Raw genomic sequence first — 23,479 nt, 5'->3', positions numbered from 1 at the left:
GACCGGAACCGAACCCATGAACGCATGGACGCAGAGCCCGACAGCGAAGACCTGACCGATCCGGAGGAGGTCTGGGAAGACGCCGAACGCACCCCCGCCGATGAAGAGGGGGAGCGGATCGCGGGCGGCGGCGCCAAACGGGTGGCTGATGCGGGTGATGTTGGCGAGGGGCAGGCCTCGCCCTACGGCACCGAGGCGCAGGCCGATGCGCTGGCCCGCCAGACGAACAGGACGGGCGAGCCGCGGGCCGTGGAGAAGCCGAAAAAAGGCTAGACGAGCCTCATTCCCGTGCTAACAAGCCGCCCGCAACGGGATTCACTGCATGACAGCCAAGATACGGGCGGCGGCGCTCGTCAGCATTGCGCTTCTCTGTGCGGCGTGTGCGAGTGCGCCCAATGAGAACAACGCGCTGGATAATGTAGCCTACCCCGAGGCGCTCCGTTCGGAAGCGCTCTCGTTGGCCAACCAGGTACGCCGGGTGGACGGCGCGCCGGAGCTGCGCCTCGATTCAACGCTGAATGCCGCGGCCCAGGCCCATGCCGAGGACATGGCCCGGCGTGGCTTCTATGGCCATCGTTCGCCGGAAAGGCGGGATGTGGCCGATCGCTACAAGGCCAACGGGGGCGGCCTGTGGGACATCATCGGAGAAAACATCTCGACCTGCCTCAACTGTGCGGCTAACGCCGGGCAAGTGCGGAAATTCCAGGAAGGCTGGATGCGCAGCCCGGGCCACAGGCGCAACATCCTGGACGCTCGATTCGACTCCTTCGGATTCGGTATCGCCCAGGCGGCGGGAAAGGTCTACGCCGTGCAGACTTTCGTTCGACCGCGCGATCATTGATTGCTCGGCGGACTTGCTTCCGCCGACCCGTGAGGCTCACGCAAATCCGCCGCCTGCAATCACCCGGAGAACTTATCCAGGACCGGCGGCTCCATGGAGGGCCGCCCATCGGCCAGATGGTAGGCCCGGCGTACCGCTTCGGCTGCCCGCTCGGCATCGTCCGCCGTCCGGGCGTGCACGATCGCAAGCGGATCGCCGCAGCGGATTTCTGCGCCGATCGGCTGTGTGGCGGTGAGGCCGACTGCGTGGTCGATGACGTCTTCGGGCTTGCGCCGGCCCCCGCCGAGTTCGACCACGGCGATGCCGAGGGCCCGTGTGTCGATACCGGCGGCGAATCCGTTCCGATCGGCCTTCACCGCAATTTGCTCCGGTGCGCGGGGCAGATATCCCTCCATGCGCTCCACGAAATCGGCCGGGCCGCCAAGCGCGGACACCATTTTGCCGAAGCGCTCGGCAGCGGTGCCGTCTTCGAGAGCCTGGCGGGCGCGCTTGCGCGCATCATCCACGCCGCCCGCTATTCCGGCGGCCGTCAACATCTCCGCCGCGAGCTCTAGCGTGACCTCTTCGAGCCGCCGGTCGCGCGCCTTGCCGGTGAGGAAATCGACGGCGTTGCGCACCTCGACCGCATTGCCGGCCGCCGTGGCGAGCGGCTCGTTCATGTCGGTTATGAGGGCGCTTGCCGAAAGGCCTGCGCCCTGCGCCACCTGCACCAGACTTGCGGCGAGCGCCACGGCGTCGCGCCTCTGCGCCATGAAGGCGCCGTTGCCGGATTTTACGTCCAGCACCAGCGATTGCAGGCCGGCGGCGAGCTTTTTGGAGAGGATCGAGGCCGTAATGAGCGGGATCGATTCCACGGTGCCGGTGATGTCTCGGATCGCATAGAAGCGGCGGTCGGCCGGTGCCAGATCCCCGGTCTGGCCGATAATGGCGCAGCCGGCGGCGCGCACGGTCTTTTCGAAATCCGCCTGCGTGGGCTGGCTGCGATAGCCGGGGATGGAATCCATCTTGTCGAGCGTGCCGCCCGTATGCCCGAGCCCACGCCCCGAGATCATCGGCACATAGGCGCCGCAGGCGGCCACGATGGGCGCGAGCATGAGCGAGACATTGTCGCCCACGCCGCCTGTAGAGTGCTTGTCGGTGACCGGCCCCGGCAGGGAGGACCAGTCGAGCACGTCACCCGAATCGCGCATTGCAAGGGTGAGCGCGACGGTCTCCTCGCGCTCCATGCCGTTGAGGATGATGGCCATGGCGAGGGCCGCTACCTGCCCCTCGCTCCAGGAGCCAGAGGCGAGGCCCTCGGCAAAGTCGGCGATCTCGGCCTCAGACAGCGCCTTGCCGTCGCGTTTCCTGCGGATGGTTTCCTGCGGCAGCGGCATGGATCAGATCTCCGCCGCGCTATCGCGCACGAATTGAGTGAGCACTCTTGCGAGCTTGGCTCCGCCCACCGGTGCCATGTCCTTCGTCTCCTCATGCGAAAGCTCGCCCGTGGCCATGCCGGCGGCGAGGTTGGTAACTACCGAACAGGCGGCGACTCGCAGGCCCAGGAAACGGGCGAGGATCACCTCCGGCACGGTGGACATGCCGACGGCGTCGGCACCGAGAATGCGTGCCATGCGGATTTCGGCCGGCGTTTCGAAGCTGGGGCCGGAGAACCACATATAGACGCCCTTGTGCAGCGTCTCGCCGGCTTTGCCTGCCGCCTGCTCCAGTGTTTGGCGCAGCTCCCGGTCATAGGCCTCGCTCATGCCGACGAAGCGGGCCTCCCTTTGCTCGCCGATCAGCGGGTTCGCGCCGGAATAGTTGATGTGGTCCTCGATGAGCATCACCGAGCCCGGCGGCATGTCGGTCCGGAGCGAGCCCGCGGCGTTGGTGAGGATGAGCGCGACGACCCCTATGCCCGCCAGGACTTCCAGAGCGGGACGCATGGCGGCGGCGTTGCCGTGCTCGTAATAGTGCGCGCGGCCGGCAAGCATGACGACCGGGATGCCGTCGAAATAGCCCGCGACGAGCTCGCCCGCATGGCCTGTCACCCCGCTCTGCGGAAAACCGGGCAGGTCCGCATAGGGGACGCGCACGGGTTTCGCCAGTCCGTCGGCCAGCTTGCCGAGACCGGAGCCGAGAACGATGGCCAGCCGTGGCGCGAGTCCGCCGAGCCGCTCGACGAGAATGTCCACGGTGTCCTTCATGCGCGGGACTCCAGATCGAAAGCACGCGGGAAGATGGAGGAGAAGGGCACGGTCTCCACAACGCCTTCCGTGTCGCACAGATGGAGCTTGGCATCTGCGGTGGTAAATTCCGAAAGGCGCTGCCGACAGCCGCCGCACGGCATGATCCTCGGCATCTTCTCCGCCACCACGGCGATCTCGCAGACGCGTCCCCCGCCCGCCATGACCATGTGGCCGAGTGCAGTGGTCTCGGCGCACCAGCCTTCCGGATAGGAGGCGTTCTCGATGTTGCATCCGGCGTAGACAGCGCCTGTGTCCGTACGGATCGCGGCACCGACGGGAAAGCGCGAATAGGGCGCATAAGCCCGTTCCATCGCGGCCTTGGCGGCGGCGAAAAGCTCGTCCGTACTCATCAGCGCTCCTTCACATAGGGGACACCGCCCGCCCGCGGCGGCTCGGCCTTGCCGATGAAGCCGGCGAGCAGGATGACGGTGAGGATATAGGGCAGCGCCTGCATGAACTGCACCGGCACCTGGCCGATGAGCGGCAATGGCGAGCCCTGGACGCGTATCGAAAAGGCATCGAGAAAGCCGAAGAGCAAACAGGCGAACATGACGGGTACCGGCCGCCATTTGGCGAAGATGAGGGCGGCAAGCGCGATGAAGCCGCGCCCGGCGGTCATGTCCTTCACGAAGCCCGCATTTTGCGACAGCGCGAGATAGGTGCCGGCGAGGCCGGTGAGAATGCCCGTGCATATGAGCGCCCGATAGCGCAGCCAGGCAACGGAGATGCCGGCCGTGTCCACTGCGGCGGGGCTCTCGCCAACGGCCCTGAGCCGCAGCCCGAAGCGGGTGCGGAACAGCACCCACCAGGTGAAGGGCACGAGCAGGAACGCGACATAAGCTATGAGGGAATGGCCGGAGAGGAGGTCGGAATAAATCTCGCCGATGACAGGCACACCGCTCAGGGCTTCCGCAAACGGCAACTGAATCGCGCCGAAACGCGCCTCGCTGGCGAGAAGCGGCGTGCGCCCGCCCTGACTGAACCAGGCTTGGCCGAGGATGATGGTGGAGCCGGCGGCAATGAAGTTGATCGCCACGCCCGAGACGATCTGGTTGCCGCGATGGGTGACCGAGGCGAAGCCGTGCACCAGCGAGAGGAAGACAGCGATGAGAACCGCCGCGGCAAGGCCGATCCAGGCGGAGCCGGAGACGGCCGCCGCCGCTCCGGCGGCGAAGGCGCCCCCGAGCATCTTGCCTTCAAGCCCGATATCGAAGACGCCGGAGCGCTCCGAATAGAGGCCGGCAAGTGCCGCGAGCAGCAGCGGTACCGAGACGCGAACGGTGGAATCGAGCAGGAAGACGAGCGTGTGAAAGATCTCCATCAGGCCCGCTCCCCCTGCTTCGCCTCGGCCACGACCGAGGCTGGACGGAGGCTGGCGAACAGCGTCTGAAGGCTCGGCCGGAACATGTTTTCGAGCGCCCCCGCGAAGAGGATGACGAGGCCCTGGATGATGACGATCATGTCGCGCGAGATGCCGGGCATCTCGAAGGCGAGTTCCGCGCCGCCCTGGTAGAGGATGCCGAAGAGGATGGCCGCGGGCACGATGCCCGCCGGGTGCGAGCGGCCCATCAGGGCCACGGCGATGCCCACGAAGCCCGCACCGGTGACAAAGTCGATCGTCAGCCGGTTCTGGTCGCCCATGACCGGGTTGAGAGCCATCATGCCGGCCAGCGCGCCGGAGATCAGCATGGTGATGACGATCACGCGCGCCTCGCTGATGCCCGCGTAGCGCGCCGCCTTCGGACTGTGACCGCGCGTGCGGATCTCGTAACCGAGCTGCGTGCGCCAGATGAGCACCCAGACGAGGAAGGCGGCGAGGAGCGCCAGCAGGAAGGAGAGGTTGAAGGGCGAGGAGCGCACCGAAAGCCCGATGGCCTCGAGCAGGAAATTGAGCTTGGGAAGCTGTCCGCCCTCCAGGAAGGTGCGCGTCTGCGGCGCCTGGCTGGCGGCGGGTTTCAAGACGTTCACGAGGAGATAGACCATCACGCTCGCGGCGATAAAGTTAAACATGATGGTGGTGATCACGATGTGCGAGCCGCGCTTTGCCTGCAGATAGGCCGGGATGAAGGCCCAGGCCGCACCGAAGACCGCAGCGCCGGCGATCGCCAGAGGAAAGGTGAGCCACCACGGGAGGATGCCGTCGAAGGCGAGGCAGGCGAGCGCCACGCCAAGCCCACCGATATAGGCCTGCCCCTCGCCGCCAATATTGAAGAGGCTGCAATGGAAGGCGACGGCGACCGCGAGCCCGGTGAAGATGAAGCTCGTGGCGTAATAGAGCGTGTAGGCGATGGCCTGCCCGCGCCCCAGCGCCCCGTCGATCAGGATCGCGGCGGCGCGGAAGGGATTCTCGCCGATGAGCAGCACGACGAGGCCGGCGACGATGAAGGCGACCGTAAGATTGATGAGGGGGATGAGCCCGTAATCGGCCCAGGCCGGCAGCTTTGCGTATGGCGCGCTCACGCGGCCGCCTCCTCTTCTTCCACGCCCGCCATGAGAAGGCCGAGTTCGCCCTCGGTCGCCTCCCCGTCGCGCTCGCCGACGATGCGGCCTCCGAACATGACGAGAATGCGGTCCGACAAAGAACGGATCTCGTCAAGCTCGACGGAGACGAGAAGTACGGCTTTTCCCCGGTCGCGCATCTCGATCAGCCGCTTGTGGATGAACTCGATGGCGCCGACATCCACGCCGCGCGTGGGCTGACCGACGACGAGCACCCTGGGATCCTGCTCGATCTCGCGGGCGAGCACGATCTTCTGCTGGTTGCCGCCGGAGAAATTGGCTGTCTTCAGGAGGGGATCGGGCGGGCGGATGTCGAATTTGCCGATCTTCTCCCGAGCGTCGTTGCGAATCGCATTGATGTCGAGAAAGGGACCCTTGGCGTACTTTTCCTGCCGGTGATAGCCGAGGATGGAGTTCTCGCTTTCATCGAAGGGCAGAACGAGGCCCATGTGATGCCGATCCTCCGGTACGTGGGCGAGGCCGCGGGCGCGCAAGTCCGCGGGATCGGCCGCACCCGTGAGGTCCACGGGCCTGCCGTCGAGCGTCACCGTGCCGGAGACCGCCTTGCGGATCCCGGTGATGGCTTCGAGGAGTTCCGACTGGCCGTTGCCGGCAATGCCGGCGATGCCCACGATCTCGCCGGCGCGCAGGTCGAAGGAGACGTTGTCCACCATGGTGACACCGCGCGAATCCTTCACGGTGAGGTTCTTGACCGAGAGGAGGACCTCGCCGGGGGCGGCCGGTCCCTTCTCCACGCGCAGAAGCACCCGGCGGCCCACCATCAATTCGGCGAGTTCCTCGACGGTGGTCTGGCTGGTCTTGCGGGTGGCGACCAACGCCCCCTGGCGCATGACGGAGACATTGTCGGTAACGGCCATGATCTCGCGCAGCTTGTGTGTGATGAGGACGACGGTCTTGCCCTCCTCCTTGAGCTGGCGGAGGATGCGGAAGAGATGGTCGGCCTCGGCCGGCGTCAGCACCCCCGTCGGCTCGTCGAGGATGAGCACCTCGGCGCCGCGGTAGAGCGCCTTCAGGATCTCCACCCGCTGCTGCAGGCCCACGGGCAGGTCGTCCACCACCGCGTCGGGGTCCACTTCCAGCCCATAGTCGCGCTCCAGCCGCTCCAGCTCCGAGCGCGCCTTGGCGATGGAGGTGTTGAGCAGTGCCTCGCCCTCGGCACCGAGGATGATGTTCTCGATCACCGTGAAATTATGCACAAGCATGAAATGCTGGTGCACCATGCCGATGCCGAGCGCAATGGCGTCGCTCGGCGTCTGGATCTTCGCCCTCTCGCCGCGCACGAGGATCTGGCCCCGGTCGGCCTGGTAGAAGCCGTAGAGGATCGACATCAGGGTGGATTTGCCCGCCCCGTTCTCGCCGATGATGCCGTGGATCGTGCCGGCCGGAACCTTCAGGCTGATGTTCCGGTTGGCGTGGACCGTGCCGAAGCTCTTGTCGATGCCAACCAGCTCGATCGCGGCGTTCCCCATGCCAGCTTTTCCCTGCGATTTTATCGTTTGGTCAACAGGTAGCATGCGGCTTTTGGGCTGCCAACCGGGACCGCGATGCGGGCGCGGGCGGATTGTCCGCACCGCAGGGGAACAAGGGCCGAGCGGGGTTGTTCCACTGGTAAACCAACGATGGAGAGTGCCCGATGGCGGAAACGGACAAGGAAGAACGCGTGTGGGAGCTGATCCGCAAGATCGGCATATGCATGCTGGCGAGCCGTGACGGTGACATGCTGCGTGCGCGCCCCATGGCGGCCCATTTCGACGCCGAGACGCGTGTCATCTATTTCCTGACGGATGCCGACAGCCACAAGAAGGAGGAGCTCGACCGCGATCCGCACGTGGTCCTGGCCTTCGCCGATACCGGCAGACAGACCTATCTTTCCCTGAGCGGCATTGCCGAGGTGTCGAACGACCGCGGAAAGGTGCGCGAATTGTGGTCGACGCCCGCAAAAGCCTGGTGGCAGAGTCCGGACGATCCGAGTATCCGCGTGCTCAAGGTGGTCCCGCAGGACGCCCAGTATTGGGTCAGTCCCGGTACCGTCATCAGCTATGTGAAAATGGCCGCGGCCGCCGTCTCCGGCGCCCGCCCGGCCATGGGCGAGAATGTAAAGGTCGAACTCTAACGCCGGCACGACGAGAACGGGCGCAAGGTACCCGCTGGTCCGCGACGCCACATCACCGCTTGACGTAACCAGCAAAAGGAATTTAGCTGGTTACGCAAAAGCGGAGGTGCCGATGAACGCATCACTGGCGGCGGGTGGGCCCGTGCCGTTTTTCTTTGGTGGCAGGCTGTGCCTCAATTTCGTCAACACGGTGAACAGCCGGACGAGGCCCGCCACGAGGGACTATTTGCCGGGTTTCCGAGAGGTGCTCGGTTGGAGCAGGCAAATGCGCCTATTCGAGCCCGCGGCGCTGGGCCGGCTCGCGGCACGGGCCGAGGCGGCTCCCGCCGAGGCGGCGCAGGCGCGTGAGGCAGCGATCGCGCTTCGCGAGGCGCTTTATGGGATCTTCCGCAGCGTCATGGACAAGGCGTCCGCGCCGAAACCCGAGATGCGGCTCCTCAATGATTGGCTGCACGAGGCGAACGGGCGGCAGGTTCTCGCCGAAACGGACCAGGGCTTCTCATGGACATGGGACGCGATGCGGATAGACCTGCACTTGCCGGCTTGCGCGGTAGCGCTGTCGGCGGCCGATCTTCTCGCCCGGGAGGACCTGAAACGGGTGAAGGCGTGCCCAGGGCCGGATGGCTGCGGCTGGCTGTTCTACGACGAGACGAAGAACGCCTCGCGCCGCTGGTGCAGCATGGAGCATTGCGGCGGCGCGGCCAAGGCGCGCCGCTACGCCGCGCGGCACGGCGCTTGACGGGAGGGGAAGGATGCGCTGGAGATGGTCCGAGAAAAAGGTCCTGTGCATCGCCCTGGCGCTCTGCGCCGTCCTCTTCGTGGCGGGCTGGTTCTCCCGCGAGGACCCGTCCGACAAGGCTTACCTGAAGATCATGGGCGGCGGCTTTATGTACAACTACCGCATCGCCGACGTCTATTACGGCTTCACGGCCCAGGTGGTGCGCCCGCTTGCGAGCGGTTCTATCATCGAAGCAAGCTTCGAGGACCCGGCAGGCGGGCCTCCGCACACGGTATCCGAGCGCGTGAGCACGATGACGGACCGCTACTCCCTGCGCTCGCCCTCGATCCGCGGTGTGGAAGCCGGCAAGGCCTATCGCGTGGCGATCCGGGTCTATGATCGCAAACGCAAGCAGCTCCTTTGGGAGGCGGAGCGAAGCTACAAGAGCCAGATCAGCGATACGATCGTTCCCGACGCTCCGCTGACCGTCGGCCCCGGCTATCACCGTAATCCCGAAGCAGCGGGGGCGCGGCGCACCGCAGAATAGCCCGGGGATACAGGTTTAGAGGTTCAGGCAAAATCACTGTAGTGCCGGAGGCCTCGCCCTACCGGCCGAGCGGCTGCTTCGCGAGGCCGACCAGCTCTTCTTCGTCGGTGATTCCGGCGAGGTAGTATCCGAGAATGCGCGAAGCGCGCGTCTCGCGATCATGTTCGGTTTCGCCCGGCACCGCTGTCGTGTCGAAGACACGCCCCAGCAGTTCCACCTCGACCGGGTTCAGAATGCCAGCTTCTTTAGCTTTGCGGCGATAGGGCATGGGCAACGCTAGCGGATGAAGTCTCTGAACGTCAATTGTTTTGTCGCGGCTAACAATCGCCGCGCGGCCGGAGGAAGTCGGGCGGGTGGCTCGCACCAGGGCGCGGAAAGGCTGAAAAGCTCATCACTCTGCCAGAATATCCGCCTCCATTGCTGCCTCCTTAAAGGCCAGCCGTGCCGCCTCGGGATCCGCTGTCCCGTCGAGCGCAGCGAAGCAGATGTCGCAGGCGTTCGCATGGGCGGGGCCGCCTTGGACGGGCCACTGGTGAATGAGGACCTGAAGGGCGGCGAGCGCGGAATCGATTGCATCGACCATCGCGCCGGAGCGGCCGAGACGCACCGTAACCGGTTCATTCCAATGCCCAATGTTCATGCCGGTGAACGTGGAATTGCCGCTGCGGTTCCCTTGGGCCGCGTCAGCGGCGCGGGGTCAGCGCGGATGGCCGCCGGCTGCAGGCAATCAGAACGGGCTTCCAGGCATTCACCGCCACACCCCGTTGGAGAACGGCATCGCCCGTGCGAAAAGGGCGCAAGACGGGGTTGCCGAAGCAGCGCGCATGGCGCAGGCACTTCAGTGGCCTCCTCGCAGCTTCTTCTCAGATCCCGTTACCGGCTCTGGAGGTGTCGTCCATGAATGTTGGCCTGAGCATTGCGATCGGTGTCGGACTGGGAGCGGCCCTGGGCGAAGCGCTGTTCGATGATATGCCGGTGGGAATCGCTATCGGCGTAGCCCTTGGCGCGGCATATGCCCTCGTCTCGAGAGACCGCAGCTAGGCCTCAGATCCCCTTCTTCATATCATGGCAGGACAGGAATTGGTGGAGCCAAGGGGAGTCGAACCCCTGACCTCTTGAATGCCATTCAAGCGCTCTCCCAACTGAGCTATGGCCCCACACTCGGCTCTTGCGAACCGCCGCCGTCTCCGGCGAAAGAGGTCTTTCGGCTTTCGCCGAAGATGCTGGCGGCTTCTAAACCCGACCGCCCGCAGAATCAAGTCCGCAATTGAAGTTGGACTGTTGAATTGGCAGTCCCCGGCTTCAGTGCTCGTCATCCTCCTCGCCCACACTGATGATGTCAGACACATCATCGTTGTCTTCCTCCTCCTCTTCGAGGAAGGTGTCGTCGTCGTCCCCGAGATCGACCTCTTCGTCATCGATGTCGGGCAGGTCGGTGTCGTCGCTCTTGGTCTCCTCGTCCGCCTCCTCGAGAGAGACGATTTCCGGACCGTCCTCCGCGTCCAGTTCCTTCTCCTCGATCTCCTCATCTTCCTCGACCAACTTTTCCGCGCCGGATTCGAAAAAGCTGCGCGGATAAGAGTTGCCCGTATAGGGCGACACGATCGGATCCTTGTTCAGATCGTAGAATTTGCGGCCCGTCTCCGGGCAGATGCGTTTTGTGCCGAGTTCGGGTTTAACCACCGTCTTGCCTCTTGTCCTTTGGCCGGCCTGATGAACCGGCTCGTCCGGCGGGGGACCAGCGCCGCCACCGCCATGTCTTTTCGGGGTCCCATAACCACAGATCGTGCGCCTGTCAAAGCCTAATAGATGGCCCGTTCCATGCCTCCGCGCCAGCCCGAATTCATGGGGGATGACCGGCCTTTTCCGACATGCTAGAGGCTCGGTCCTATGCATGCCGCCCCGGAGGGAAGCCGATGACCCATCATTCGCCGCGCCAGCCCGCGCTCAGCCGCCGGTCGCAAGGCCTTTCAGGCAGAGTGCGCGTGCCGGGAGACAAGTCCATCTCGCACCGCTCCCTCATGTTCGGCGGGCTCGCCTCCGGCGATACCCGCATCAGCGGCCTGCTGGAGGGCGAGGACGTGCTTCGCACCGCCGAGGCCATGAAGGCCATGGGCGCGCTGATCGAGCAGCGGGAGGGAACCTGGACCGTGCGGGGCACGGGCAATGGCTGCCTCATGGAACCGGCTGCGCCGCTCGATTTCGGCAATGCCGGCACGGGCGTGCGGCTCACCATGGGGCTGGTCGGCACTTACGACATGACCACGCGCTTCGTCGGCGACCCTTCGCTTTCCAAGCGTCCGATGGGCCGGGTGCTCGATCCGCTCCGCCGGATGGGCGTGCAGGTGCCCGAAGCCGGGCCGGGCGATCGCCTGCCCATCACGCTCAAGGGACCGAAGCATGCCGTGCCGGTCACCTATCGCGTGCCGATGGCCTCCGCCCAGGTGAAATCGGCGGTTCTGCTTGCAGCCCTCAACACGCCGGGGATCACCACCGTCATCGAACCCGTGATGACCCGCGACCATACCGAGAAGATGCTGCAAGGCTTCGGCGCTGCGATCGAGGTGGAGACGGATGCGGAGGGCAGCCGTCAGATCCGCATCGAGGGCCAGGGAAAGCTGCAGGGCCAGGTGATCGCCGTGCCGGGCGATCCCTCGTCCTGCGCCTTCCCGCTGGTCGCCGCGCTCATCGTGCCGGGATCCGATATTGTCATAGAGAACGTGCTGATGAACCCCACGCGCACGGGCCTGATCCTCACGCTGCAGGAGATGGGCGCGGAGATCGAACTCCTGAACCGCCGTTCCGCCGGCGGCGAGGACGTGGCGGATCTGCGCATCCGATCCTCCGAGCTCAAGGGCGTGACGGTGCCGCCGGAGCGCGCGCCCTCCATGATCGACGAATATCCGGTGCTGGCTGTCGCGGCGAGTTTCGCCGAGGGCGAGACCGTGATGCACGGGCTCGAAGAGCTGCGGGTGAAGGAATCCGACCGCCTCTCCGCCGTGGCCGAGGGGCTCAAGGCGAACGACGTCGACTGTACGGAAGGCGAGGCGTCCCTTTCCGTGCGCGGACGGCCCGATGGCAAGCGCCTGGGCGGCGGGACGGTCGCCACCCATCTCGATCACCGCATCGCCATGGCGTTCCTGGTGCTGGGTCTCGCGACGGAAAAGCCCGTGACCATCGACGACCGCTCGATGATCGCCACCAGCTTCCCTGAATTCATGGACCTGATGAGGGGGCTGGGGGCGGAGATCGAGTAAATCGGCCCGGCGTCTGCAAGTGCCGCATCCGGCGCAAAATTGATCATCGCGTTGCGAGGCGGCTTGCCTCCCGCTTCGTTATCGGCTTCAAGCGGCGCATGACGAAAAGCTTCATCATCGCCATCGACGGGCCGGCTGCGTCCGGCAAGGGCACGCTCGCGCGCAGGCTTGCGGCGCATTTCGGGCTGCACCATCTCGATTCAGGCCTGGGCTACCGGGCTGTGGCAAAGGCCCTGCTCGATGCCGGCCTGCCGCTCGACGACACGGCGGCAGCGGAAGAAGCCGCACGCGCCCTGGATATCGGCTTGCTCGACCGCCGGCTGCTTTCTGCGCACGGCGTGGGCGAGGCGGCGTCGACGGTCGCGGTCATCCCGGCGGTGCGCCGGGCGCTGGTGGAAAAGCAGCGCGAATTTGCCGGAATGCCGCCTGGTGTCGTGCTCGACGGCCGCGATATAGGTACGGTGGTTTGCCCCGAGGCGGATGTGAAACTATATGTGACGGCAAGCGCCTCCGTCCGTGCCGAGCGCCGCTGGCGCGAGATTCTGGCCGGGGGCGGCGATGCCGAATACTCGGAGATCCTCGCCGATGTGGAGCGTCGCGACGCGCGCGACATGGGCCGCACGGACAGTCCGCTGAGACCGGCTGCGGATGCGCACTTGCTAGACACCACCGAAATGGATATAGAGACCGCGTTTCTCGCGGCCCGGTCCCTGGTGGAAAAGGCCCTGGCGGCGCGAAACGGGATCTGAATGGATGGCGCCGGCGGCTTCCCGAGGGGAGCGGCGGGTGCTGTTTGGTTTTGTGTAACGCAATTGGAGACGGTGTTTCCGATCGCGTTCCATAAGGAATGAAAAACCGGTCTGCCCGCACCCCATGCGCCGGATTGCCGCTGGAAGCGGCCTTGGCCCGAGAGGGCCGGATGCTTGGGCAAGACCTGACGCAACGCCAACCCGCCGGCGCATCGTCCCGCAAACCGGGACGTTTTCAGGAGAATCAATGTCACAACTCAATCCGTCTCGCGATGATTTTGCGAGCCTTCTCGAACAATCCTTTACCGAGCGCGACGCCTCCGAGGGCTCTGTCGTCAAAGGCGTGATCACGGCCATCGAAAAGGACATGGCCATCATCGATGTCGGCCTGAAGGTCGAGGGGCGCGTTCCGCTGAAGGAATTCGGCGCCAGGGCCAAGGACGGCCAGCTCAAGCCCGGCGACGAGGTCGAGGTCTATGTCGAGCGCATCGAGAACGCGCTGGGCGAGGCGATGCTTTCCCGCGAGAAGGCCCGCCGCGAGGAGAGCTGGGTCAAGCTCGAAGAGAAATTCAACAAAGGCGAGCGCGTCGAAGGCGTCATCTTCAACCAGGTCAAGGGCGGCTTCACCGTCGATCTGGATGGTGCCGTGGCCTTCCTGCCGCGCAGCCAGGTGGACATTCGCCCGATCCGCGACGTGACGCCCCTCATGCACACGCCGCAGCCCTTCGAAATCCTCAAGATGGACAAGCGCCGCGGCAACATCGTCGTCTCGCGCCGGACCGTCCTTGAAGAAAGCCGCGCCGAGCAGCGCTCGGAGATCGTGCAGAACCTCGAGGAAGGCCAGGTGGTCGAGGGTGTGGTCAAGAACATCACCGACTACGGTGCGTTCGTCGACCTCGGCGGCATCGACGGCCTGCTGCACGTCACCGACATGGCATGGCGCCGCGTCAACCATCCGACCGAGATCCTCAATATCGGCCAGACGGTGAAGGTGCAGATCATCCGCATCAACCAGGAGACGCACCGCATCTCGCTCGGTATGAAGCAGCTCGAGGCCGATCCGTGGGAAGGCATCGGCGCGAAGTATCCGCTCGGCAAGAAGGTTGCAGGCCGCGTGACCAACATCACCGACTACGGCGCCTTCGTGGAGCTGGAGCCGGGCATCGAGGGCCTCATCCACGTCTCCGAGATGTCATGGACCAAGAAGAACGTGCACCCGGGCAAGATCCTGTCGACCACGCAGGAGGTCGAGGTGGTCGTGCTCGAGGTCGACCCGGTCAAGCGCCGCATCTCGCTGGGCCTCAAGCAGACGCTGGAGAACCCGTGGGAAGCCTTCGCCCGCAACCATCCGGTGGGCAGCCAGGTCGAGGGCGAGGTCAAGAACAAGACCGAATTCGGCCTCTTCATCGGGCTGGAAGGCGACGTGGACGGCATGGTCCACCTCTCCGACCTCGACTGGTCGCGCCCCGGCGAGCAGGTGATCGAGGAGTACAACCGCGGTGATGTCGTGCAGGCGCAGGTTCTCGACGTCGACATCGAGAAGGAGCGTATTTCTCTCGGCATCAAGCAGCTCGGCCGCGACGCGGTGGGCGAGGCGGTGGCCTCCGGCGACCTGCGCAAGAATGCGGTCGTCACCTGCGAGGTCACGGCGGTGAAGGACGGCGGACTTGAGGTGCGCCTGGTCGACCATGACCTGGATGCCTTCATCAAGCGCTCCGACCTTTCGCGTGACCGCGACGAGCAGCGCCCCGAGCGCTTCGCCGTCGGCCAGAAGGTGGATGCCCGCGTGACGATGTTCGACAAGAAGACGCGCAGGATCAACGTCTCGATCAAGGCGCTGGAAATCGCCGAGGAGAAGGAAGCGGTGGCCCAGTTCGGCTCGACCGACTCCGGCGCCTCGCTCGGCGATATCCTGGGTGCCGCGCTCAAGAAGCAGGGCGGCGACAAGGAGGAGTAGTTCTTCCCTGTTTCATAACTTCTCCAGGGAGCCCTCGCGTGCCGAAAGCACGCGAGGGCTTTTTCGTTCATGTGTGGTTGGCGACAATGGCGCCCGACTATTCGCCCGGTGACGGATAGACGGCATAGCAGGGGCACTCCGTCCTCGCCACGGGCACTCCCGCCGCAACAGTTCCTACCAATGCGGCGGCTTGGTGACAGGGATGTCAGGCGCCGTGCGCTCTTCAAGTGCGAAGAACCGCTCGCTCAGAAGGTCGAGCTTCTTCTGCATGCGTTCGATGAGAGCCCACTGCCGCGCAAGCTGCTCGGAAAGCTCCTCGATCGTCCGTTCCTGTTCGGCGGCAAGAAGCTCGAGTTTCTCCAAACGGTCCTGTTGCATGACCTTGCCCTTGGCGCGGCCTGGTCGGCCGCCGTCAGAACCATCTCCCGGAAGCTGCGCCTAAACGTCCAGATTGGCGACCGAGAGCGCGTTTTCCTGGATGAACTCGCGGCGCGGTTCCACCTCGTCGCCCATCAGGCGGGCGAAGAGTGCGTCCGCATCGGTGGCGTCGGCGACTTTCACCTGCAGCAGCGAGCGGGCATCCGGATCGAGCGTCGTCTCCCAGAGCTGCTCGGCATTCATCTCACCCAGGCCCTTGTAGCGCTGCATGGTAAGTCCTTTGCGGCCGGTGGCGAAGATGGCATCGAGCAGGGCCATCGGACCGGAGACAACCTCGGACTTGTCGTTGCGCCGGAGCACGGGCGGTTTTGCAAAGACCTCCTGCAGGCGCGGCGTGTACCGGTCGATAGCGCGGGCGTCGGCCGAGCCTATCAGCGCCGCATCGAGTATGACCACGTCGCGAACGCCGCGCACCGTGCGCTCGAAGAGATAGCCGCCCGTCCCGTCATTGGACGGGTTGATCCGGCCTTCCCAGCCACGCTCGGTCTCTTCCGAGATGATGTCGAGGCGGCGCGCTACATAGGTGGCGGCCTCCGCTGCCCGGCCCGGATCGGCCAGCACCGCCGCATTGAGCGCACCTGCAATTGCCGCCTGCTCGACCACGGCGCGATCGTACCGTGTGTGGAGGCCGTTGACGAGGCCGCGCACGGCGCGCGCATCCTCGATCACCTGCTTCAGGTCCTGGCCTGAGCGAACCTCCCCAGTGGAGAGCTCCAGAGACGCTTGCTCAAGGCCCGTGTCGATGAGGAACTCCTCGAAGGCTGCTTCGTCCTTGATATACTGCACCGACTTGCCGCGGGTGACCTTATAGAGCGGCGGCTGGGCGATATAGAGGTGCCCGCGCTCGATCAGGTCCGGCATCTGCCTGAAGAAGAAGGTAAGCAGCAGCGTGCGGATATGGGCGCCGTCCACGTCGGCGTCCGTCATGATGATGATCTTGTGGTAGCGCAGCTTGTCCGCGTTGAACTCGTCCTTGCCGATACCGGTGCCGAGCGCGGTGATCAAGGTGCCGATCATGTCGGAGGAGAGCATGCGGTCGAAACGCGCGCGCTCCACGTTCAGGATCTTGCCGCGCAGCGGCAGAATCGCCTGGTTCTTGCGCGAACGGCCAGATTTGGCGGAACCGCCGGCCGAGTCGCCTTCGACGATGAAGATCTCCGACTTCGCCGGATCCCGCTCCTGGCAGTCGGCAAGCTTGCCTGGCAGCGACGTGATGTCGAGCACGCCCTTGCGCCGCGTGAGCTCTCGCGCCTTGCGCGCGGCCTCGCGCGCGGCGGCCGCCTCCACCACCTTGCCGACAAGGATCCTGGCTTCGCCCGGATGCTCTTCAAGCCAGGTGCCGAGCGCCTCGTTGACGAGGCTTTCCACGACCGGTCGCACCTCTGAGGAAACCAGCTTGTCCTTGGTCTGCGAGGAGAATTTCGGATCCGGAACCTTTACGGAGAGAACCGCCGTCAGGCCCTCTCGGCAGTCGTCGCCCGTCAGCGAGACCTTTTCCTTCTTGGTGAGGCCCGAGACTTCGCCATAGTTCGTGACCTGCCTGGTCAGCGCACCGCGGAAACCCGCCATATGTGTGCCGCCGTCGCGCTGCGGGATGTTGTTGGTGAAGGCCAGCACGTTCTCGTGGTAGGATTCGTTCCACCACATGGCCACCTCGACGGTGATGCCGTCGCGCTCACCGGAGATAGCTATCGGATCGGCGATCAGCGGCTTCTTGGCGCGGTCGAGATATTTCACGAATTCGATGATGCCGCCGTCGTAGAGAAAGACCTGCTCCTTCACATCCGCATGGCGGCGATCGCTCAGGAGAATTCGCACCCCGGAATTGAGGAAGGCCAACTCGCGCAGGCGATGCTCTAGCGTGCCGTAGTCGAATTCGGTCATGGTGAAGGTTTCGCTGGAGGGCAGGAAGCTCACCTCCGTGCCGGTCTCCGCGCCCGCGTCACCGGTGACGGCGAGCGGAGCGTCCGGCACACCGTGGGTGAAGCTCATTTCGTGGATCTGCCCCTTGCGGCGGATCTTCAGCTTCAACCAGCTCGAAAGGGCATTGACCACGGAAACGCCCACGCCATGCAGGCCGCCTGAGACCTTGTAGGAATTCTGGTCGAACTTGCCGCCCGCATGGAGGTGGGTCATGATGACCTCGGCCGCGGAGACGCCCTCACCGGTATGGATTTCGGTCGGGATGCCCCGGCCGTTGTCGGTCACGGTGCAGGAACCGTCTGGGTTGAGGGCCACAGTCACGAGCGTGGCGTGGCCGGCCAGCGCCTCGTCGATGGCGTTGTCCACCACCTCGTAGACCATGTGGTGCAGGCCGGAGCCGTCGTCGGTATCGCCGATATACATGCCGGGCCGCTTGCGTACGGCGTCCAGGCCCTTGAGAACCTTGATGGATTCAGCACCGTATTCGGCAGATTCGCCGGGGATTGTTTCGGGCGTAGCGCTCATCAGATGCTTTCGTTAAGGGGCGCCCCTCGGGGCATCATGGGATGGCTGCGAATCAGCAGCCGAAGATGTCTAAAATATAGGGCTTCCAGCCTGTTTTTCCAAGTTTTGCCGGCTGACCGGCCTGGGGACGCATCCGGCGTGAAGCGCCCTTTGCCTTTGCCGCGAAAGGCATTATGAAGCGCAGGCAGGCACACAACCAAATCCCGAGGCGTCCATGGCCATCATCAGCGAGAAACCAAAGCTCGTCACTGTGTTCGGCGGCTCCGGCTTCGTCGGGCGGCATGTGGTGCTCGCGCTGACGCGCAGAGGCTACCGCGTACGCGTCGCCTGCCGCAATCCGCATACGGCAATCCATGTGAACACGCTCGGCAATATGGGTCAGGTGCATGCCATCCAGGCCAATGTGCGTTACCGCTGGTCGGTGGACCGCGCGGTGGAAGGGGCCGATCACGTCATCAATCTGGTCGGCATCCTGCACGAATCCGGCCGTCAGCGCTTTGAAGCGGTCCAGAGCTTCGGGGCTCGCGCGGTGGCCGAGGCCACGCGTGCCGCGGGCGCCGGTCTGACCCAGGCATCGGCCATCGGCGCCGATCCCGATTCGCCCGGCACCTATGGCCGCACCAAGGCCGAGGGGGAGCAGGCCGCGCTGGAGACGGTGAAGAACGCCGTCATCATCCGCCCTTCCATCATCTTCGGGCCGGAGGACAAGTTCTTCAATCGTTTCGCCAACATGGCCCGCTTCTCGCCCTTCCTTCCGCTCATCGGCGGCGGGCACACGAGATTCCAGCCGGTCTATGTGGGTGACGTGGCGGAGGCTTATGCGCGCGCCGTCGACGGCAAACTGAAGGGCGGCGCGATCTACGAACTCGGCGGCCCACAGGTCCTGACCTTCCGCGAATGCATGGAAGAGATGCTGGAGGTGATCGAGCGCAAGCGGAGCTTCATCTCCGTGCCCTGGCCGATTGCCCGCCTGCAGGGTCGCATCCTCGGGCTTCTGCCGAAGCCGCTCCTCACGCTCGACCAGGTGCATATGCTCGAAGTCGACAATGTGGTGTCGGAGGAGGCGAAGAAGCGCGGCCTCACCCTGGAAGGGCTCGGCATTCCGCGCCACACGCTGAGCGCCATCCTGCCCACCTATCTTTGGACCTACCGGCCGGCAGGGCAGTTCACGCAGCCGCAGATGTAAGCGGGCGCGGCTTGGACGCCCTGGCGTTTTTCCTGCCGGAGGGCATCGGCGCCCTTTCGGGAGCATTCCTCGTCGTCGCCAGCTTCTTCACCTCGGCGTTGACCGCCACCTTCGGCGTCGGCGGCGGCATCGCCATGCTGGCCCTGCTCGGCTTCTTCGTTCCCGTTTCCGCACTGATCCCCGTGCATGGCGCGGTTCAGCTCGGTTCGAACACCGGCCGGGCCTGGCGGCAGCGGATGCACATCGTGCAGGGCTTTGCCGCGCCCTTCATAGCCGGAAGCCTCGTGGGGGCGGTGGCCGGCGTCTATTTTGTTGTCCAGCTTCCCGATTCGGTGCTGAAGCTGGCGCTGGGCCTCTTCGTCATCGCCGTTACATGGGGGAAAATTCCCGGCCTGGCCCGCCTCAGCCATGCGGGGCTGGCGGTTGGCAGCGCGGTCATGGCGCTTCTCGGCATGCTCCTGGGCGCGACCGGTCCGCTTCTCTCGGCCTTCTTCGCGCAATTGATCCCGGACGACCGGAAGGCGCTGATCGCGACACATGCCGCCGGCATGACGGTGCAGCATGCGCTGAAGGTGATAGGCTTCGCACTCGCCGGCTTTGCCTTCGCCGAGTGGCTGCCCTTCATCCTTCTGATGGTCGGCTCGGGCTATCTCGGCACGATCTACGGCACCGGGCTGCTGGAAAAATTGCCTGAGGAGCGCTTCCGCCGCTGGTTCCGCATCGGCCTCACCCTGCTCGCGCTGAACCTTGTCCGGCAGGGGCTCGCGGGACTCCTTTGACCGTCAGCCGACTGTGAGCAGCGCGATCAGCCCCAGCCCGCCGACGAGAATGCGCCACCAGCCGAACAGGCCGTAGCCGCGCCGGGAGACGAAATCGAGCAGCGAGCGCACCACGAAGAGCGCCGCCACGAAGGCGGCGATGAAGCCCACGCCGATGATCTGAAGGTCAGCCGCGGTCAGTACGTTGTAATTCTTGTAAAGATCGTAGGCGAAGGCGCCGGTCATGGTGGGCATGGCGAGGAAGAACGAGAACTCCGCCGCCGCGCGCTTTTCCACGCCGAGCAGCAACGCGCCGACGATCGTGGAGCCGGAGCGCGACGTGCCGGGGATCATGGACAGGCACTGGAACAGGCCTATCTTGAGGTATACCGAAAGTGGAAACTGCGTGATGTCGCGGTAGCGGGGCACCTTCACCCAGCGATCCACCCACAGGAGCACGATGCCGCCCAGGATCAGCATGACGCAGATCAGCATCGGCGTCTCGAACAGCACCGTCTTGATGATCCTGTAGGCGAGCACGCCGATGATTGCGGCGGGCAGGAAGGCGATCAGGATGCCGAGAACGAAACGCCTTGTGGCGGGGTCGCCGGGCAGCGAGACCAGCATCTTCCAGAGCCGTGTGGCGTAGACGCTCAGAATCGCCAGGATGGCGCCGAGCTGGATCAGGATTTCGAACGCCTTGCCTGTGGATTCGAATCCGAGAAAATGGCCGGCGAGCAGGATGTGCCCGGTCGAGGAGACAGGTATGAATTCGGTCAGCCCCTCCAGCACACCCAGCAGGAGCGCCTCAGCAATGGTCTGTTCCGCCACGATTTCTCCTTGTCGGGCTTGCTTGTCAGGCTTGGCATCTCCCCCTATAGCTCGGCGGAGGGCCTGGAATCAGGCAATCCGAGGATTACCGTTGCGGCCGGAAAATGGCCAGAGCGTACATGAGTAGTGCGACAATGCTGACGCTGTTCCATCATTCACTTTATGCTTCCTGCCGCTTCGTGCGCCTCGCCTTTGGCGAATACGGCGAGGATCTGGCCTTGATCGAGGAGCGCCCGTGGGCGCGGCGCAAGGAATTCCTCTCGCTCAATCCGGCCGGCACCATCCCCGTCCTCCTGGCGGAAGGGGATCATGCCATCATCGGCGCCACGGTGATTGCTGAATATATCGACGAGACGCGCGGCGCGCTGCAGCGCCAGCGGCGGCTTATGGCGGAGGATCCCTTGACCCGGGCAGAGATCCGCCGGCTTGTCGACTGGTATCTCGTCAAGATGGAGAACGAAGTTACCAAGCACCTCGTGCGCGAGCGGGCACTCAAGCCCTTGATGGGCGGAGAAGGCGGCGGCTCCCCCGATTCAGGCGCGATCCGCACCGCGCGCGCCAATGTGCGCCAGCACCTGAAATATACGAACTGGCTGGCGGCGACGCGGGACTGGCTGGCCGGGCCGCGCCTTTCCTATGCCGATGCGGCTGCTGCTGCTGCGCTCTCGATCCTCGACTATCTCGGCGAGATAGACTGGCGCGAATTCGAGGCCGCGCGCGACTGGTACAGTCGCATGAAGTCGCGTCCCTCCTTCCGTTCCCTCCTGAACGACCGCGTGCGGGGGGTCTCGCCCGCCTCCCACTACTCGGATCTGGATTTCTGATGCGTACCGCGCGAGCCGAGCCGGAACGGCTGCGCGCGTTCATCGGGAGGGAGGCGCGCGCGGCAGGTTTCGACATGGTGGCCTTCACCACGCCCGACGCCGCGCCTTCGGCCCCGGCGCGGCTTGCCGAATTCCTGAGCGAAGGCCGGCACGGCAGCATGGAATGGATGGCGGAAACGGCCATGCGCCGCGCCCGCCCGCGCGCGCTCTGGCCGGATGTGCGCTCCATCGTGATGCTCGGCATGAATTACGGGCCCGAGGAGGACCCGCTGCCGGTCCTCGAACAAAGGGACAGGGCGGCCATCTCCGTCTATGCGCGGAATCGCGATTACCATGACCTGATCAAGGGCCGGTTGAAGCAGGTCGCCGGCAAGCTCGCCGCAAAAGCCGGCGAGGATGTGAAGGTCTTCGTGGACACCGCACCGGTGATGGAGAAGCCGCTTGCCGCCGCCGCCGGGCTCGGCTGGCAGGGCAAGCACACGAACCTGGTGAGCCGGGAACTGGGCTCCTGGCTGTTCCTCGGCTCGATCTTCACCACCGTCGAGATAGCGCCCGACAGACCCGAGACGGACCATTGCGGCTCCTGCCGCGCCTGCCTGGACATCTGCCCGACCGAGGCCTTTCCCGCACCCTATCAACTCGACGCGCGGCGCTGCATCTCCTATCTCACCATTGAACACAAGGGGCCGATCCCTCATGAGTTCCGCGCGAAGATGGGAAACCGCATCTATGGCTGCGACGATTGCCTCGCCGTCTGCCCGTGGAACAAGTTCGCCCGGACCGCCTCCGAAGCCAAGCTCCAGGCGCGCGAAGACCTGAAGGCGCCCGCACTGGCCGATCTGCTGGACCTGGACGATCGGGCTTTCCGGGCATTCTTCTCCGGTTCGCCGGTAAAACGCATCGGCCGCGATCGCTTCGTCCGCAACGTGCTGATCGCGGCGGGCAATTCCGATGCGCGGGACCTCATCCCCCGGTGCGAGCGCCTCGCGCGTGACGAAGCGCCGCTCGTTCGCGGTGCCGCCGTCTGGGCGCTTTCGCGGCTCCTGGACCCTGCCGCCTTCGACGCCTTGGCGAGGCGCCTGCGGCCCATCGAAGGCGATCCGGAAGTGCAGGCCGAATGGGACCGGGCCGAGCAGGAGGTGCTCGCCTGATGCGACGCGTCCTCATATTCGGCGCGGGCTACAGCGGCCGGGCGATCGGCCGCGCGCTCGCGCCGCAAGCGGATTTCCTGGCGGGCACCACCCGCAGTGCGGACAATGCGGAGGCACTCTCCCGCCTCGGCATCAGGCCGCTTCTCTATGCGGGGGAGGGTTTCGGAGGCGAAACGAAGCAGGCGCTACAGGAGGCAACGCACCTCATCATCTCGATCGCGCCCGGCGAGGGAGGAGATCCGGTGCTGGCCGACCTGCGAGCGCTCAGCGGCGGCATCCCGAACCTGGAATGGGTCGGCTACCTCTCCACCGTCGGCGTCTACGGCGACCACGGCGGCGCGTGGGTGGATGAAGAAAGCGAATGCCGGCCCTCCTCTTCCCGCTCGCGCCAGCGCCTTGAGGCCGAGGATGCGTGGCTGACCTTCGGCAGGCAGACCGGCGTTCCTGTTGCCATCCTGCGCCTTCCCGGCATTTATGGGCCGGGGCGCAATGCATTCGTCAATTTCTCCGAAGGGACGGCAAGACGTATCGTGAAGCCCGGCCAGGTCTTCAACCGCATCCATGTGGAGGATATCGCAGGCGCCACGCGCCACCTGATGCGGATGAAGGCCGGCGGCATCTTTAACCTGTCCGATGAGGAACCCGCGCCGGCGCAGGACGTGGTTGCCTATGCGGCGCGATTGATGGGCATGGACCCGCCGCCGGAAGTCCCCTTCGATCAAGCGGATTTGAGCCCGATGGGCCGGTCCTTCTATTCCGAATGCAAACGTGTTTCGAACGGAAAACTCAAGGCCTCGGGGTACGAGTTGCGCTACCCGAACTATCGCCATGCGTTGGAAGCGATATGGAAGGCCGGCGACTGGAGGGGCGAGTCTGCCGCAAATATGCTATGATTCGCCGCAACCCTGGCCGA

General features: G+C 65.1%; 26 protein-coding genes and 1 tRNA gene. 14 read left to right on the top strand and 13 right to left on the bottom strand.

The features are described 5' to 3' along the window. Positions 1-24 precede the first annotated feature (24 nt). On the top strand, positions 25-273 hold the full coding sequence (locus PVE73_RS00695) for a hypothetical protein (protein ID WP_277365101.1): 249 nt from the start codon (positions 25-27) through the stop codon (positions 271-273). Positions 274-322: 49 nt separating this feature from the next. Next, a complete protein-coding gene (locus PVE73_RS00690; RefSeq protein WP_277365100.1) occupies positions 323-841 on the top strand; it encodes a CAP domain-containing protein in 519 nt (172 codons plus the stop codon). 59 nt (positions 842-900) lie between these two features. Here PVE73_RS00690 and deoA read toward each other — a convergent pair whose 3' ends face one another. From deoA to PVE73_RS00660, 6 genes are read right to left on the bottom strand one after another with little or no spacing between them, the layout of a single operon-like run. After that, on the bottom strand, positions 901-2,217 hold the full coding sequence (gene deoA, locus PVE73_RS00685; RefSeq protein WP_277365099.1) for a thymidine phosphorylase: 1,317 nt from the start codon (positions 2,215-2,217) through the stop codon (positions 901-903). A gap of 3 nt (positions 2,218-2,220) precedes the next feature. After that, a complete protein-coding gene (locus PVE73_RS00680) occupies positions 2,221-3,027 on the bottom strand; it encodes a purine-nucleoside phosphorylase (protein WP_277365098.1) in 807 nt (268 codons plus the stop codon). Beyond that, on the bottom strand, positions 3,024-3,419 hold the full coding sequence (locus PVE73_RS00675; protein ID WP_277365097.1) for a cytidine deaminase: 396 nt from the start codon (positions 3,417-3,419) through the stop codon (positions 3,024-3,026). Before PVE73_RS00675 ends, PVE73_RS00680 begins: the two co-directional genes overlap by 4 nt. Then, positions 3,419-4,390: an ABC transporter permease gene (locus PVE73_RS00670; protein ID WP_277365096.1), complete on the bottom strand. Its 972-nt coding sequence runs from the start codon at positions 4,388-4,390 to the stop codon at positions 3,419-3,421. Before PVE73_RS00670 ends, PVE73_RS00675 begins: the two co-directional genes overlap by 1 nt. Then, entirely contained in the window at positions 4,390-5,529 is a 1,140-nt protein-coding gene (locus PVE73_RS00665; RefSeq protein WP_277365095.1) for an ABC transporter permease, read from the bottom strand. Before PVE73_RS00665 ends, PVE73_RS00670 begins: the two co-directional genes overlap by 1 nt. Then, the gene (locus tag PVE73_RS00660) at positions 5,526-7,058 is read right to left on the bottom strand and encodes an ABC transporter ATP-binding protein (protein ID WP_277365094.1); all 1,533 of its coding nucleotides are present in this window, start codon (positions 7,056-7,058) and stop codon (positions 5,526-5,528) included. Before PVE73_RS00660 ends, PVE73_RS00665 begins: the two co-directional genes overlap by 4 nt. A gap of 164 nt (positions 7,059-7,222) precedes the next feature. Between PVE73_RS00660 and PVE73_RS00655 the strand changes: the two genes are divergently transcribed. From PVE73_RS00655 to PVE73_RS00645, 3 genes are all read left to right on the top strand, one after another. After that, the gene (locus PVE73_RS00655) at positions 7,223-7,702 is read left to right on the top strand and encodes a pyridoxamine 5'-phosphate oxidase family protein (protein ID WP_277365093.1); all 480 of its coding nucleotides are present in this window, start codon (positions 7,223-7,225) and stop codon (positions 7,700-7,702) included. A gap of 112 nt (positions 7,703-7,814) precedes the next feature. Then, the gene (locus PVE73_RS00650; protein WP_277365092.1) at positions 7,815-8,441 is read left to right on the top strand and encodes an ABATE domain-containing protein; all 627 of its coding nucleotides are present in this window, start codon (positions 7,815-7,817) and stop codon (positions 8,439-8,441) included. A 13-nt stretch (positions 8,442-8,454) separates the two neighbouring features. Beyond that, entirely contained in the window at positions 8,455-8,967 is a 513-nt protein-coding gene (locus tag PVE73_RS00645) for a hypothetical protein (protein WP_277365091.1), read from the top strand. Positions 8,968-9,025: 58 nt separating this feature from the next. On the opposite strand, the gene PVE73_RS00640 is transcribed toward PVE73_RS00645, so the two are convergent. Next, complete coding sequence (locus tag PVE73_RS00640) at positions 9,026-9,235, bottom strand: hypothetical protein (RefSeq protein WP_277365090.1); 210 nt, start codon at positions 9,233-9,235, stop codon at positions 9,026-9,028. Positions 9,236-9,358: 123 nt separating this feature from the next. Further along, positions 9,359-9,607 carry a DUF982 domain-containing protein gene (locus PVE73_RS00635; protein WP_277365089.1) on the bottom strand — a complete coding sequence of 83 codons (249 nt, stop codon included), beginning with the start codon at positions 9,605-9,607 and terminating at the stop codon, positions 9,359-9,361. Positions 9,608-9,864: 257 nt separating this feature from the next. On the opposite strand from PVE73_RS00635, the gene PVE73_RS00630 reads away from it, so the two are divergent. Further along, on the top strand, positions 9,865-10,008 hold the full coding sequence (locus PVE73_RS00630) for a hypothetical protein (protein WP_277365088.1): 144 nt from the start codon (positions 9,865-9,867) through the stop codon (positions 10,006-10,008). 40 nt (positions 10,009-10,048) lie between these two features. Here PVE73_RS00630 and PVE73_RS00625 read toward each other — a convergent pair. Both PVE73_RS00625 and PVE73_RS00620 read right to left on the bottom strand, forming a co-directional pair. After that, positions 10,049-10,124: transfer RNA gene (locus PVE73_RS00625), tRNA-Ala, on the bottom strand. A 145-nt stretch (positions 10,125-10,269) separates the two neighbouring features. Next, positions 10,270-10,650: a TIGR02300 family protein gene (locus tag PVE73_RS00620; RefSeq protein ID WP_277365087.1), complete on the bottom strand. Its 381-nt coding sequence runs from the start codon at positions 10,648-10,650 to the stop codon at positions 10,270-10,272. A 233-nt stretch (positions 10,651-10,883) separates the two neighbouring features. Between PVE73_RS00620 and aroA the strand changes: the two genes are divergently transcribed. The 3 genes from aroA (at position 10,884) to rpsA (ending at position 14,930) form a co-directional block, all read left to right on the top strand. Further along, positions 10,884-12,224, top strand: coding sequence for a 3-phosphoshikimate 1-carboxyvinyltransferase (aroA, locus tag PVE73_RS00615; protein ID WP_277365086.1), 1,341 nt, complete (start codon positions 10,884-10,886; stop codon positions 12,222-12,224). A 98-nt stretch (positions 12,225-12,322) separates the two neighbouring features. Then, positions 12,323-12,973, top strand: a complete 651-nt coding sequence (cmk, locus tag PVE73_RS00610; RefSeq protein WP_277365085.1) for a (d)CMP kinase — start codon at positions 12,323-12,325, stop codon at positions 12,971-12,973. A gap of 247 nt (positions 12,974-13,220) precedes the next feature. Beyond that, positions 13,221-14,930 (top strand): 30S ribosomal protein S1, encoded by a 1,710-nt coding sequence (gene rpsA / locus PVE73_RS00605; protein ID WP_277365084.1) that lies wholly within the window; start codon positions 13,221-13,223, stop codon positions 14,928-14,930. Positions 14,931-15,104: 174 nt separating this feature from the next. Here the strand turns inward: rpsA and PVE73_RS00600 are convergent, their stop codons facing one another. Both PVE73_RS00600 and gyrB read right to left on the bottom strand, forming a co-directional pair. Further along, positions 15,105-15,308 carry a SlyX family protein gene (locus tag PVE73_RS00600; RefSeq protein WP_277365083.1) on the bottom strand — a complete coding sequence of 68 codons (204 nt, stop codon included), beginning with the start codon at positions 15,306-15,308 and terminating at the stop codon, positions 15,105-15,107. A 60-nt stretch (positions 15,309-15,368) separates the two neighbouring features. Beyond that, positions 15,369-17,816, bottom strand: a complete 2,448-nt coding sequence (gyrB, locus tag PVE73_RS00595; RefSeq protein WP_277365082.1) for a DNA topoisomerase (ATP-hydrolyzing) subunit B — start codon at positions 17,814-17,816, stop codon at positions 15,369-15,371. A gap of 214 nt (positions 17,817-18,030) precedes the next feature. Here gyrB and PVE73_RS00590 point away from each other — a divergent pair, with 214 nt between their 5' ends. Next, complete coding sequence (locus PVE73_RS00590; RefSeq protein WP_277365081.1) at positions 18,031-19,002, top strand: complex I NDUFA9 subunit family protein; 972 nt, start codon at positions 18,031-18,033, stop codon at positions 19,000-19,002. Between the two features lie 11 nt (positions 19,003-19,013). Then, entirely contained in the window at positions 19,014-19,781 is a 768-nt protein-coding gene (locus PVE73_RS00585; protein WP_277365080.1) for a sulfite exporter TauE/SafE family protein, read from the top strand. A gap of 3 nt (positions 19,782-19,784) precedes the next feature. On the opposite strand, the gene PVE73_RS00580 is transcribed toward PVE73_RS00585, so the two are convergent. Next, entirely contained in the window at positions 19,785-20,591 is an 807-nt protein-coding gene (locus tag PVE73_RS00580) for an undecaprenyl-diphosphate phosphatase (protein WP_277365079.1), read from the bottom strand. 134 nt (positions 20,592-20,725) lie between these two features. Here PVE73_RS00580 and PVE73_RS00575 point away from each other — a divergent pair, with 134 nt between their 5' ends. Genes PVE73_RS00575 through PVE73_RS00565 form a run of 3 tightly spaced genes read left to right on the top strand, consistent with a single transcriptional unit; the run spans position 20,726 to position 23,459 of the window. Further along, positions 20,726-21,415 carry a glutathione S-transferase family protein gene (locus PVE73_RS00575; protein WP_277367297.1) on the top strand — a complete coding sequence of 230 codons (690 nt, stop codon included), beginning with the start codon at positions 20,726-20,728 and terminating at the stop codon, positions 21,413-21,415. Next, positions 21,415-22,566 (top strand): tRNA epoxyqueuosine(34) reductase QueG, encoded by a 1,152-nt coding sequence (gene queG, locus PVE73_RS00570; protein ID WP_277365078.1) that lies wholly within the window; start codon positions 21,415-21,417, stop codon positions 22,564-22,566. Before PVE73_RS00575 ends, queG begins: the two co-directional genes overlap by 1 nt. Beyond that, complete coding sequence (locus PVE73_RS00565) at positions 22,566-23,459, top strand: SDR family oxidoreductase (protein ID WP_277365077.1); 894 nt, start codon at positions 22,566-22,568, stop codon at positions 23,457-23,459. Before queG ends, PVE73_RS00565 begins: the two co-directional genes overlap by 1 nt. Positions 23,460-23,479: the final 20 nt, after the last annotated feature.

The sequence above is a fragment of the Chelativorans sp. AA-79 genome, from assembly GCF_029457495.1.
Lineage (GTDB): Bacteria > Pseudomonadota > Alphaproteobacteria > Rhizobiales > Rhizobiaceae > Chelativorans.
Note: the sequence above shows the minus strand (reverse complement) of the source record. Positions and strands in the feature narration are given on the sequence as shown.